We start from the raw sequence: 12,481 nt of genomic DNA, 5'->3' as shown, positions 1-12,481 counted from the left end.
TCATGAAGATTCTGCTCACTTCTCTTAATGCCAAATATATTCATACCTCCCTATCCATCTATTACTTAAAGAGCTTTTGCGCACCCCTTTCCCATACCCATGATTTTACGGTCCGGGAGTATTCCATTAATGAACCGGTGCTGGATATTGCAGGGGAAATTTACCGGGAAAAAGCGGACCTGATCGGCTTTTCCTGCTATATCTGGAACATCAGGCCCACTTTGGAAATTTGTCAGGTGCTGAAAAAGGTTTGCCCGCAAGTTTTTATTGTGTTAGGGGGACCTGAGGTCTCTTTCGACGCTGAGGAAATGATGGCAAATCACTCCTTTGTGGATTGTATTGTCGTGGGTGAGGGAGAAGAGACTTTTTTTGAGCTGGTTCAATGCCGGGAGCAGGAGCTCTCTTTGGCGCATACCGCCGGCTTAGTCTGGCGCAAAGATCAGGCCGTTTTTCCTAACCCGGCGCGAAGTTTAATCAAGGAACTGGACAGGATTCCTTTTCCCTACGCGGCAGATGACTTGGCCCAGTTTGCCCATAAGATTGTATATTACGAATCCAGCCGGGGCTGCCCTTTCCGTTGTCAATATTGTTTGTCCTCCACCATTCCCGGCGTCAGGTATTTTTCCCTGGACCGGGTGAAAAAGGACCTGGAGAAGCTGATCCGGTCCGGGATCCGGCAGGTGAAGTTTGTGGATCGGACATTTAACTGCCATAAAAGCCGGACGAAAGATCTTTTAACCTTTTTACTGGCCTATCAAGACAGGGACCTTAATTTTCATTTTGAAATTGCCGCGGATTTATTGGATGAAGAAATCATTGCTTTACTGGGACAAGCGCCCCCCGGATATTTTCAGGTGGAAATCGGGGTTCAGTCCACGAACCGGCAGGTGCTGAAAACAATCCAAAGGGAGATGGATTTTGCTCAGGTTCAGGCTTCTGTGCATCAATTAAAAAAAGCGGGCAATGTGCATCTCCATCTGGATCTGATTGCCGGACTGCCCGGGGAGAACCTGTTCTCTTTCGAAAAGTCTTTTAATGATGTTTACACTTTAGGCCCCCACCAACTGCAGCTGGGGTTTCTCAAATTGCTCAAAGGCTCGGGATTAAGAAAGCAGGCGGAGGAATTCGGTCTTATTTACCGGGACCATCCTCCTTATGAAGTGCTGAAAACAGAGGCCTTATCCTTTGAAGAAATGCTCCAGCTGAGAAATATCGAAGAAGTTTTGGAGCAATACTATAATTCGGGGAAATATGGGCATACGCTTACCTACGCAATAAACAATTTTTCCGCGGAGCCTTTTGCTTTTTACAGGTATTTTGCCGAGTATTTGGCGCAAAACGGGCAGGAAAAAAAACTGGGGGCGGAAATGCGCGCCAAGATGCTCTTTTCTTTTTTGATCGGAATTTTGCCCCGGCGCGCAGAGCCGGTTATTTTAGACCTGATCAAGCTTGATTGGCTGGTGTCGGAAATGAGAAACAGATTGCCCGCCTGGTTGCTGGGCAAGTCCGGGGCAGGATCCACGGATTTTTTACGGGATCGGCAAATGCGGGAGAGATATCTTCCCCAGCACCTGGGGAGCACCATGAAAGAAATCAATAAATTCATCGCTGTGCATCGGTTCCAGCACCGGTTTTCTTTTCAAAAGGATAGGATCATAGGGATTGAAGAAGGAGAAAGTACCCTGCTTTTTGATTACTCCGGGATGAAGGGGAGGATCCAATATCCTTCGATCATCCCGATCAATTAAAACAATCATTCTCTGTTGCGGCTAGTTTTACGCTGCCAATCCATAACGAGAATAAAGATATTTTTGTTTTTGAGAATATTCTCAAAAATCCAACTTCCGTACCCCGGGCCAATTGGCGTTGTTATTCGTGCCATACCCTGTTATAATTGTTCTGAAAAGTACAGCGTCTAAACGTACAAAGTTTTACCTGGAGGTGTTTTTTTATGTGCTGTGGAAACAATTGTGAACCAAATGAAAAATGGGCTGTTCCGCTCGGGATTTCCAACCGTCATCTCCATTTAACCGAAGAGCACATTGTGGCTTTGTTTGGTGAGGGTTATGAATTGCAGAGCTTGAAGGATCTCTCTCAACCCGGCCAGTTTGCCTGCAAAGAAACGGTGACCATTGTCGGTCCTAAAGGAGTGCTCCAGGGCATGCGCATCCTGGGACCGGCCCGAAAGCAGACGCAAGTGGAATTAAGCCAGACAGATGCCCGCCAATTGGGGATTAATGCTCCTTTGCGAGAATCTGGGGACGTAAAAGGAACTCCCGGATGTATTATTATTGGTCCGAAAGGGCCCCTGATTATCAATGAAGGATGTATTCTTGCCAAAACCCATGTTCATTTTCATACCACGGAGGCGGAAAGATTCGGCATTGAAGATGGGGAAAAAATTGATTTATTGGTGAAAGGCGGAAAGACTGTTTGCTTCTATGATGTCACCGCCCGAGTGGGAGATACGATGAAATTGGATTTCCATTTGGATACCGACGAAGCCAATGCAGCTTTGGTAAAAAACGGGGATTTCGCTTACATTGTCAACAGAGATTAGGAGTACAGAAAATATTAAGTAAAGAAAAGCGCCGTCCAGGCGCTTTTCTTTACTTAACTTCCGTTCTTTCTCTGAACAAAAGGGTAATGGCATACAAACCTGCCAATCCCACCAAGGAATAGACGATCCGGCTGATGAAGGCTGATTGGCCGCCAAAAATGGTGGCCACCAGGTCGAAGCCGAATAGGCCAATCAGGCCCCAGTTCAGAGCACCAATAATAACCAATATAAGGGCAATTTTGTCCAAGGAAGCTACCTCCTTACTTTTTTAATCATCCGTATTATGCCAAATTTAGGAAGAATATATTCAAAGTATGGGAAAAAGGAGCAAAAATGATTAAATTTCTCATTCCCTATTATGTTTTTATCAATGCTATGGGCTTTATGATGATGGGCTGGGACAAGAGACAGGCCAGGCGAAAGCAGTGGAGGATTTCCGAACGGGCTTTGCTGTTCACGGGATTGGCGGGTGGAGCCATCGGCACGGCAAGCGGCATGGCATTATTTCATCATAAAACCAAACGCTGGTATTTCAAGGCGGTTTTTTCTTTCGCTATTTTAGCCCATCTGGTCATAGTCTGGTTATTAATTCCCTGAGGAAAGGTTTTATCGGCGCATAAACTGTTATAATATGAATAGGCCTTATTTTATGAAGAGGGCCGCAGATCTTTTTGCTTGTAGGTGAACAGGGTGAGAATTTTTGCCATTGGTGATTTGCATTTGTCTTTTTGCCGGCCTGTGGTGCCGCCGGAGTGGGATGGTGTGGTGCAGCATAAGCCCATGGATGTTTTCGGCGCCCATTGGCATCATCATTTTGAAAAAATATTCGACGCCTGGATAAATACTGTTAAAGGCGACGACCTGGTATTGGTACCGGGAGATATTTCCTGGGCCATGACCTTGCCGGATGCGTCCTATGATTTGGCGTTCTTGGGCGACCTCCCCGGAAACATTATCTTGATTCAAGGCAATCATGATTATTGGTGGGGAAGTATTTCCCGGGTGCGTGAAGCCTTGCCGGGAAATGTTTTCGCCCTCCAGAACGATAGTATTTGTTTCGGCGCTACCGCCATCTGCGGCACCAGGGGCTGGATATGCCCGAATCATACGGAATTTACCGACCATGATCAGAAGGTATACCAGAGAGAAATAAAGCGCCTGGAAATGTCTTTAAACTCCCTTCCTCCCAAGATGGAGAGCATTTATGTGATGATGCATTTTATGCCGTCTAACGATCGACATGAATGGAACGGTTTTATCGAGCTGATGGAGCGGTATCAGGTCAAACTTTGCGTATACGGCCACCTGCACCAGGGGGCCTACCACCTCAGGCTTCCTGAGGAAAAATGGCACATCGGGTTTTCTCTCGTGAGTGCAGATTACTTAGATTTTACGCCGAAATTAATCGGCCAGGTGCCGGATGTCTAGGACAATGGACGATGAAAATTTAGCATCAATCGGCAATTAGCCTGGGAAGGGAATGAAGGTAAAAATGAATGATATTTTTTTACGGGCATGCCGCCGGGAGCAGGTGGAATACACGCCTGTATGGTTCATGCGGCAGGCGGGCCGCTATATGGAAGAGTATATGAAAATCCGGAAAAGGTATTCTTTTTTAGAGATGTGTAAGACTCCCGAGCTGGCTGCCCAGGTTACCTTACAGCCGGTAGACCGCCTGGGTGTTGATGCGGCCATTCTGTTTGCCGATATCCTGCTTCCTTTGGAAGGAATGGGCATTGCTTTTGAGTTCTCCGAAGGAGAGGGGCCCTTCATTCATCATCCGGTCCGCTGCGCCAAAGATGTGGCGCAAATTAGAGTGCTGGAGGGGGAAGAAGCCACTCCCTATGTGATGGAGGCAATTCGTTTGGCCAGACGGGATTTGGAGGGGAAGGTACCGCTGATCGGTTTTTCTGCCGCCCCTTTTACCCTGGCCAGTTATCTCATTGAGGGCGGAGGATCCCGGGATTACTTAAACTGTAAAAAGATGATCTGGGGCGCTCCGGAAATTTGGCATGAATTGATGAGGAAAGTTTCCCAGGTGATCTTAAACTATTTGCGCGCCCAAATTGCTGCCGGAGCCCAGGCCGTTCAGCTTTTTGATTCCTGGGTCGGTACCTTAAACAGCGAAGATTACCGCCACTATGTCCTGCCTTATTCTCAAAAAGTAATTACAGGCCTGAAAGATTTAAAGGTTCCCGTGATTCATTTTGCCAATAACGGGGCAACCCTTTTAGAACTGGTGAAAGAGGCCGGGGGAGATGTCATCGGTATCGACTGGCGCATCAATATCGATCAGGCCTGGAAGAGGCTGGGATCTGAAGTAGGGATCCAGGGGAATCTGGATCCGGCTGTTTTGCTCGCCCCGCGCCGCATCATGGAGCAAAAGGCAAAAGATATCTTAGACCGGGCGGCAAACCGGCCCGGCCACATCTTTAACCTGGGGCATGGCATTCATAAGGATTCCCGGACGGAAGACGTTTTGGCCTTGGTGGAGGCCGTGCACGAATACAGCAGGCGCAATCTGAAAGCTAGGGCGAACCTTCATGAATAAGGGAGCAACCGGTATCCTGCTGCTGAATTTTGGCAGCCCGCATACTCCTGAAGAAATAGAACCTTTTTTATCCCATATTCTGAAAGGGAAAAAGGTACCCGGAGAAATGCTGGACAAGATCACAGAAAGGTATTCCTCTATCGGGGGAAGTTCTCCCCTGCTCTCGATCACCACCTCTCAGGCAGCCGGGTTAAGGGAAGAATTGAAAGGACAGGGGAAAGACTACCCTGTCTATATGGGCATGCTTCATGGCAAGCCTTTTATCAAGGACAGTGTGCGGCAGATGGCGGAAGAAGGGATAGACCATGTGGTGGCTGTAAGCCTGGCTCCTTTTTTCTCAAAAACAAGTACCGGGGCATACTTCCAAGCGGTGCGGGAGGCAGTAGAGGCAGAGCAGCAGGGGATAGGAGTTTCTTTCGGTAAACAGTGGCACACCCATCCTTTTTTTATTGAAGCAGTGGGAGAAAAAGTGACTGCCGGCCTGAAACATTTTTCCGCTCCTGAGGAAGTTACTGTGATTTTTTCGGCCCATAGCCTTTCTGAGGATGATCCTGAAGATGCAGGATGCTATCAAAAACAGTTTCAAGATTCCGTAGCTGCCGTTATGGCCAGGGTGAAGCACGGACATGTTTTTTCAGCTTTTCAAAGCAAGGGGATGAAGCCGGGAAAATGGTTAGGACCCCAGGTGGGAGAAATCATCGAGATGCTGGCCTCCCAGGGAGAAAAGCAGGTTCTCGCCGTTCCCATTGGGTTTGTGTCCGACCACATGGAGACACTATATGACCTGGATATTGAGGCTAAAAACAAAGCGGTTTCTTTAGGGATGGGGTTCCAACGCTGCCCGGCCCTAAACGATTCTCCCTTTTTGATAAAAGCTTTGGCGGCAACCCTGTGAAAGATGATGAAGAAAAAATACATAATAATCAGCAATGAAATTACGGAGTGGTGGATATGAAAAAAGTAGCTATCATCGGCGGAGGTATTGCCGGCCTGGCGGCAGCTTATGCGCTGGAAGAAAAAGGGGAAAATATAGAATATACGTTGATCGAAAAGGATGCTAGATTAGGCGGGAAAATCCTTACGGAAACTCATGACGGGTTTCTGGTGGAAGGAGGCCCTGATTGTTTTCTCTCGGAAAAGCCTTCGGTGATTAAACTGGCAGAAAAAATCGGCCTGGCAGACAGTCTAATCGGCACGAATGATGAATTTAAAGGAACCTATGTCTATTCCGGCGGCAGGGTGCACGCCCTTCCCGAAGGACTGATGCTGATGGTTCCCACCAAAATTGTTCCTTTTGCTTTGAGTCCTTTAATATCCTGGCCGGGGAAAATGCGCATGGCCTTGGATTTTGTGCTGCCCCGAAAGAAGGATGACGATGATGAAACTTTGCACAACTTTGTAGTGCGCCGTTTAGGGCGGGAGGCGCTGGATAAAATTGCCGAGCCTCTCATTGGCGGGATTCATGGAGGAAATCCGGAAACCATGAGCTTAAAGGCCAGTTTTCCCCGGTTTCTCGATATGGAAAGAAATTACGGCAGCTTAATCAGGGCGATGTTAGCCGCCCGAAGGCGGTCTCCGGCCAAAAGGCCAGAGGGATCCGGCGGCAAACCCGGAACCTATTTTATGTCCTTTAAAAATGGCATGGGTGAATTAACGGACGCTTTGGAAAAAAAGCTGGGGGGAAGGATTCTGAAAGGAAAAGAGGTCGTCAAAGTAGGACGATCAGGAACCCATTACCAGATACTTGGGGACGGATTTGGGGAGATCACCGCTGATGCCGTTATTTTCGCCCTTCCCGCTCCTGAAGCCGCCGCGTTAATCCGGGGCTGGGATGCTGCCAGTGCCGATATCCTGGAGGAAACTCCCATGGCTTCTTCCGCCACGGTATCTTTGGCCTTCCGGAGGGAGCAACTGCCTTTTTCCCCTGCCTCTTTTGGTTTTCTCATACCCCATGTGGAGCAGAGAAAAATCAATGCGGTTACCTTCAGCTCCATTAAATGGAATTACCGGATGCCGGACGAGGATTCTGTTTTGCTGCGGACTTTTGTCGGGGGGGCGAAGAATTCTCATCTTGCCTGTGCCGGGGAAGAAGAAATTCTCCACTGGGTAAAACAGGACCTCAAATCTATTCTGGGCATTTCCTCCAATCCCGTGATGTCTCGGATCCATCGCTGGATTCACGCCCGGCCTCAGTACACCATGGGCCATTTGGAAAGATTGCACAGGGTGGAACAGCGCTTAAAGTCTCTGCCGGGATTTTATCTGGCGGGGGGTTGCTACAGGGGGATCGGAGTGCCGGATTGTATTAACGACGGCATGAACGCTGCCGAAAACGTGATGCGCTTTCTGCACGGAACAAGGGAATAAAGGAATCACGATTGCCTTAAGAAGGGAAAAACCGGTCTACCGTCGTCTGCAGGAGCTTGGATTGTCAGTGGACGGTAGACCGGGCAGGAGCCATTGGTTATTTAGTCTTTTTCGTTGGGAACTCTGCTTTTGGTGGTCATATTATTCGGCGCTGTTTTCACGGGATTTTCTCTTTGGGTCCGGGCAAACGAATTTAATTCATGGTATTCTTTCGGGTCCTGCTGGTGGTTGACCAATTCGCCTTTGGTACGCAGTCTATCTCTTTTCATGAACATAACCTCCTTTGGAATCAATTTATTCATTCCGCAAAATATATTTTTTCGCTTTCATATTTTTCTCTTTTTTTTGATAAAAAAACCTGAAAAGTCTAAAGGTTTGTTTTTTCCTGTCGATAATAAGTAAATGGAGGATAATACCCTTTTTTAAGGGATAAGGAGGTTTAATAATGACCCGGGAAACAACAATAAACAACAATGAGTCGGCCTATGAACAATTGGTAGTATTTAAACTATGGGATCAGCATTATGCCATTGATATTGCCTCGGTACACGAAATTATTCTCATGGAGCATATTACCCGTGTACCCAGAACACCTCCTTTTTTGAAAGGAGTTATTAACTTACGGGGAAAAATAATACCGGTTGTGGATATGCGGAAACGTTTTTCCGTAGATTGGACTACCGAAGTTACGGAAGATACACGAATTATTATTGTGGAAGCCGGAACAGCCATTGTGGGCATGATTGTAGATGCGGTTACGGAAGTATTGCGCTTGACCCAGGAAGATTTGGAACCGCTGCCTGCTACAGCCGCCGGTTTTGACGCCAAGTTTATCCGGGCGGTGGGTAAAGTGGAGGACAAGCTGGTGATGCTGCTGGAAGTGAGCGATGTGTTCAGTCAAATTGGCAAAAACGAAATTGCCTAAGCGATTTTATCATCTATGATTAACGGGGGTGAGCAGATGTTCTCGCAAGAAGAAATAGACGTATTTTTCGATGAATTGAATGAAAAGCTGGAAGTCATGAGTAATGGACTTTTACTCTTGGAGAAGAATGGAGTAGATGGAGAGACCATTGATGAGATTTTTCGCGCCGCCCATACGGTAAAAGGCTCTTCCGGGATCATGGGTTTTGAAAAGATGTCCCACCTGACCCATGAGATTGAAAATGTTTTGGACCGGTTTCGTCATAACGATATGGAAGTAAGTTCCGAACTGGTTTCTTTATTGTTCGAGTGTCTTGATTGCTTAAAAATTCTGCAAAATGAAATTCATGACGGAGAAGAGAAGTCTGATATTAAGGTACTGGTAGAGAAGCTTCACACCTATTCCCAACAAGAAATGGCAGAACATCAAAGCACTGTGCCGGAGAAGAAGGATTTTTGGCTTTTAACCGAAGAGGAAACCAGACTGATCAGGGAAAACGCGGCAAAAGGGCTCCAGCCTTATGGTGTGAGAGCAATTTTTGACGCTCAATGCATGATGAAAACTGTTCGGGCCATGATTCTCCTGGAGAATTTATCCGGGGTGGGTCAGGTGCTCCGGTCTCATCCCACCAGGGAAGCCCTGGGGGACGATATAGAAGAGGATGAAATCGATGTCATTATTCTTACCGACCGGAATTTTAATACCATTCAACAATTAATCAATACGGTGGCTGACATCGCCTCTTTTGATGTGAAGGTATTATCCTGGGAGCAGGAGGAGGAACAAAATCTTCAGTCTTCCGGTGAAGAGCAGGAAGAGGAGGTAAAAAGGGAGAAAGATCCTTCGGACAAGAAGGAGGGAGAAAAAAATGTTTCCCACACCGTTCGGGTGGATATTCGGAAACTGGATACCTTAATGAATCTCATCGGTGAGCTGGTCATTGACCGCACCCGCTTGACCCAGCTGAATAATGTTTTTGAAAACAGGTACGGGGGAGACGGTGATATTGTTTCCTTACGCCAGATTTCATCTCATTTGGCCAGGGTCACCAATGAACTGCAGGAAGAAATCATGAAAACCAGGATGCTGCCCATTGCCCAGGTCTTTAACAGGTTCCCCCGCATGGTGCGGGATTTGTCCCAAAGATTTGGAAAGGATATCCAATTAATTATTGAAGGAAAAGAAACGGAGCTGGACCGTACTTTAATTGAAGCTATTGCCGATCCTTTGATTCACCTGATCCGCAATGCGGTGGATCATGGTCTGGAGCTTCCCGAAGAAAGAAAGAAAGCAGGGAAGCCTCTCACAGGGAAAGTATGCTTGCGGGCTAGGCAGCAGGAAAATCATATCGTCATTGAAGTGGAAGACGACGGCCGGGGCATGGATGAGGAAAAACTGAAGCGTCACGCTGTGGAAAAAGGCTTGCTTTCTCAAGAGAGAGCTAACACCATGTCCACCCGTGAGGCTTTAAACCTGATTTTTCTGCCCGGATTTTCTACGGCTAAAGAGATTGACGATGTCTCGGGACGAGGCGTAGGCATGGATGTTGTGCGCAAGCTGATCGAACAAGTGAACGGATTTGTGGAAATTCATACCGTCCTGGGCAAAGGAACCAAGTTTACGGTAAAACTTCCCTTAACGCTGGCAATTATCCAGTCCTTGCTGGTGGGGAATCTTGATGAGATTTATGCCTTCCCTCTGTCCAATGTCCTGGAGACCTTAAGAATACATAAAAAAGACATTCAATCCATAAAAAGCTGTGAAGTCATTATGCTGCGGGGTCATGTACTTCCCTTGGTCCGCCTGAGACGTCTCTTCGACGACGAGGTGGACGGGGATGCGGAATATCTTTACGTGGTAGTGGTCAGTATGGACGGAGAAAAGATCGGCATTATTGTGGACGACTTGGTGGGAGAACAGGAAATTGTCATCAAGGGTTTAGGTGATTACTTGGGCAAGGTTCCGGGATTTGCCGGCGCCACCATTCTGGGTGATGGAAAAGTGGCCCTCATTATTGATGTGAGGAGTTTAATTAACGTGTTGGAAGCGGCAAGCTAGCAAAAAAGGATAAGGCGGGAAGCAATGTGCAAAAAATAAAAGTCCTCATTGTTGATGATTCTGCGGTGATCAGGCTGCGCCTTAAAAAAATACTGGAGCAGGACCCGGAAATTATCGTCACGGATGCGGCAAGGAATGGGGAGGACGCCCTGCGTAAGATTGCCGCTCTGCAGCCCCATGTGGTGACGATGGACGTGGAAATGCCGGGAGTAGACGGTTTGGAAGCGTTGAAACGGATCATGGAGGATTACCCGGTTCCGGTGGTCATGTTGAGCGCTTTGACGGCCCAGGGCACTGTCGAGACCTTGAGGGCTTTGGAACTGGGCGCCGTTGACTTTATCCAGAAACCGGGCTTCATGGATGCCCGGGCTCTGGAAAAGTTTGAGAAAGAACTGCCGGAGAAAATCAAAACGGCAGCCACATCCACCGTCCATGGAAAAAGGCCTCTGCCCAAGCCCGCGGGCTCGATCCCGGTCCTGGGCAAAAAAAGCTCTCCTCTGAAAATGGTGGCGATTGGATGTTCCACGGGGGGACCTGCTGCTTTGCAGCAGATTATTCCTGTTTTACCGAAAAATTTTCCTGTTGCTGTGATCGTGGTGCAGCATATTCCCAAAGGTTTTACCCGTCCCATGGCGGAGAGGCTGGATAAGATCAGCCACATCACGGTTGTGGAAGCCGAACGGGGGACTGTGATCAAAGCGGGACAGGTATACATAGCTCCTGCGGGAAGCGTTTTTACAGTGAAAAAAACGGGGGAGGAAATAAGAGCCGAATTGGATGCCCTTACCACCCGATCGGCTTTTAAACCCTCGGTAGACGACATGATCTCTTCTGTAGCGGATGTCTATGGAGAGCAAGCTTTGGGCGTGATCCTAACCGGGATGGGCAATGATGGACTGAAAGGGCTCTCTGCCCTAAAAAGAAAAGGGGGAAGGGTGGTAGCGGAAGCGGAGAGTTCCTGTGTGGTTTTCGGCATGCCGAAGGCGGCCATAGAGGCGGGGATTGTGGATCAGGTGGTGGATTTAAGCATCATGGGAGAGACGATTGTAAAAAATGTCTTAAGATAACTAAAGTTTTCTGCCTGAAAGCCGATATAAAAGACAAAAGAAAATAAAAGTGGTGGTTTTGGATGAAGATTAACGGATATGTACCGGCCCAGATTCTAAAAACATATACTTCAAATAAACGTTCAGAGGGAACTGCCCAAAAACAGGATACTCCTCGAGAGGATTCTGCGGTCATATCCAAAGAGGCACAGGATATGCAAGCGTTGATCAACCACGCCATGGATATGCCCGATATCCGTACCGAAAAGGTGACTGCCATTCGGGAACGGCTGGAATCATACGAAATTGACTTGGACCAGTTGGCGGACCATATTGTGCAAGAGATGGTGGAAAGTAAAATTATTAAAGGACAGTGAAGCAGATGACAGAGCATTTAGTGGTTCTGGAAACAAAGCTGCGGGAACAGATGGGCTTTTGCCGGGACTTGCATAAACTGGTGCTGGAACAGCGCACTTTCATTAAAAACCGGGATCTGAAAGGACTTGAGGAAGTTACTGCCAGTTTAGAAGCTACATACAAAAATTTTTCTGCTGCTCAGACGGAGATGCAGGGTTGCTACGCAGAATGCTTAAACGCTATGGGATTGGCTCCCGATGTTACCTTAACTACGCTGGTAAACAGCCTTTCCGGTGAAATGAAAAGACGTCTTTCTGAGCTGGTGGAGGAATTGAGTACGACGATTAAGAAATTTCACCGGGACAATACTTCCAATTTAATGCTCATAAAAAATCTTCATTATACAATTGGACAAGTGTTAAAGTTTTATCAAACTGGTAATCATTTGTTGTATCAACAAAACGGGAATATTAAGACAGAGGCGCATACAACGGTTACTCTCAACAAAACTGTTTAAGGGTTAATCACGAATTCCCCGCAGGGTCTTGCGGGGAGGTTCATTTCTAAGTATCTGATGTGATTCTGATCCGGATCAAATTAAACTAAAAGGTTGGGTG

The 12,481-nt window shown here is 47.4% G+C and carries 14 protein-coding genes; 12 read left to right on the top strand and 2 right to left on the bottom strand.

Annotation, left to right across the window (positions count from 1 at the left end):
• Positions 1 to 2: 2 nt before the first annotated feature.
• Positions 3 to 1,748: a B12-binding domain-containing radical SAM protein gene (locus DCMF_RS13880; protein ID WP_148134969.1), complete on the top strand. Its 1,746-nt coding sequence runs from the start codon at positions 3 to 5 to the stop codon at positions 1,746 to 1,748.
• Positions 1,749 to 1,951: 203 nt separating this feature from the next.
• Positions 1,952 to 2,560, top strand: a complete 609-nt coding sequence (gene pduL / locus DCMF_RS13875) for a phosphate propanoyltransferase (RefSeq protein WP_148134968.1) — start codon at positions 1,952 to 1,954, stop codon at positions 2,558 to 2,560.
• Between the two features lie 49 nt (positions 2,561 to 2,609).
• Here the strand turns inward: pduL and DCMF_RS13870 are convergent, their stop codons facing one another.
• Entirely contained in the window at positions 2,610 to 2,807 is a 198-nt protein-coding gene (locus tag DCMF_RS13870) for a DUF378 domain-containing protein (RefSeq protein ID WP_148134967.1), read from the bottom strand.
• A gap of 86 nt (positions 2,808 to 2,893) precedes the next feature.
• Here DCMF_RS13870 and DCMF_RS13865 point away from each other — a divergent pair, with 86 nt between their 5' ends.
• From DCMF_RS13865 to hemG, 5 genes are all read left to right on the top strand, one after another.
• Complete coding sequence (locus tag DCMF_RS13865) at positions 2,894 to 3,157, top strand: DUF1294 domain-containing protein (protein ID WP_148134966.1); 264 nt, start codon at positions 2,894 to 2,896, stop codon at positions 3,155 to 3,157.
• A gap of 93 nt (positions 3,158 to 3,250) precedes the next feature.
• Positions 3,251 to 3,988 carry a metallophosphoesterase gene (locus DCMF_RS13860; protein ID WP_148137906.1) on the top strand — a complete coding sequence of 246 codons (738 nt, stop codon included), beginning with the start codon at positions 3,251 to 3,253 and terminating at the stop codon, positions 3,986 to 3,988.
• Between the two features lie 64 nt (positions 3,989 to 4,052).
• Positions 4,053 to 5,111 carry a uroporphyrinogen decarboxylase gene (gene hemE, locus DCMF_RS13855; protein WP_148134965.1) on the top strand — a complete coding sequence of 353 codons (1,059 nt, stop codon included), beginning with the start codon at positions 4,053 to 4,055 and terminating at the stop codon, positions 5,109 to 5,111.
• Positions 5,104 to 6,006 carry a ferrochelatase gene (gene hemH / locus DCMF_RS13850; RefSeq protein ID WP_148134964.1) on the top strand — a complete coding sequence of 301 codons (903 nt, stop codon included), beginning with the start codon at positions 5,104 to 5,106 and terminating at the stop codon, positions 6,004 to 6,006. Before hemE ends, hemH begins: the two co-directional genes overlap by 8 nt.
• Before the next feature lie 56 nt (positions 6,007 to 6,062).
• On the top strand, positions 6,063 to 7,478 hold the full coding sequence (hemG, locus tag DCMF_RS13845) for a protoporphyrinogen oxidase (protein ID WP_148134963.1): 1,416 nt from the start codon (positions 6,063 to 6,065) through the stop codon (positions 7,476 to 7,478).
• 101 nt (positions 7,479 to 7,579) lie between these two features.
• On the opposite strand, the gene DCMF_RS29250 is transcribed toward hemG, so the two are convergent.
• Positions 7,580 to 7,747: a hypothetical protein gene (locus tag DCMF_RS29250; RefSeq protein ID WP_214659338.1), complete on the bottom strand. Its 168-nt coding sequence runs from the start codon at positions 7,745 to 7,747 to the stop codon at positions 7,580 to 7,582.
• 176 nt (positions 7,748 to 7,923) lie between these two features.
• On the opposite strand from DCMF_RS29250, the gene DCMF_RS13840 reads away from it, so the two are divergent.
• The 5 genes from DCMF_RS13840 to flgN all read left to right on the top strand — a co-directional run bounded on the left by DCMF_RS13840 (position 7,924) and on the right by flgN (position 12,381).
• Positions 7,924 to 8,403 carry a chemotaxis protein CheW gene (locus DCMF_RS13840; RefSeq protein WP_148134962.1) on the top strand — a complete coding sequence of 160 codons (480 nt, stop codon included), beginning with the start codon at positions 7,924 to 7,926 and terminating at the stop codon, positions 8,401 to 8,403.
• Between the two features lie 36 nt (positions 8,404 to 8,439).
• Positions 8,440 to 10,461: a chemotaxis protein CheA gene (locus tag DCMF_RS13835; RefSeq protein WP_148134961.1), complete on the top strand. Its 2,022-nt coding sequence runs from the start codon at positions 8,440 to 8,442 to the stop codon at positions 10,459 to 10,461.
• A 26-nt stretch (positions 10,462 to 10,487) separates the two neighbouring features.
• Entirely contained in the window at positions 10,488 to 11,528 is a 1,041-nt protein-coding gene (locus DCMF_RS13830) for a protein-glutamate methylesterase/protein-glutamine glutaminase (RefSeq protein WP_148134960.1), read from the top strand.
• Between the two features lie 62 nt (positions 11,529 to 11,590).
• Positions 11,591 to 11,884: a flagellar biosynthesis anti-sigma factor FlgM gene (gene flgM, locus DCMF_RS13825; RefSeq protein WP_148134959.1), complete on the top strand. Its 294-nt coding sequence runs from the start codon at positions 11,591 to 11,593 to the stop codon at positions 11,882 to 11,884.
• Positions 11,885 to 11,889: 5 nt separating this feature from the next.
• Positions 11,890 to 12,381, top strand: a complete 492-nt coding sequence (gene flgN / locus DCMF_RS13820; protein ID WP_148134958.1) for a flagellar export chaperone FlgN — start codon at positions 11,890 to 11,892, stop codon at positions 12,379 to 12,381.
• Positions 12,382 to 12,481 lie beyond the last annotated feature (100 nt).

This window comes from Candidatus Formimonas warabiya, from assembly GCF_002777255.1.
Lineage (GTDB): Bacteria > Bacillota > Dehalobacteriia > Dehalobacteriales > Dehalobacteriaceae > Formimonas > Formimonas warabiya.
Note: the sequence above shows the minus strand (reverse complement) of the source record. Positions and strands in the feature narration are given on the sequence as shown.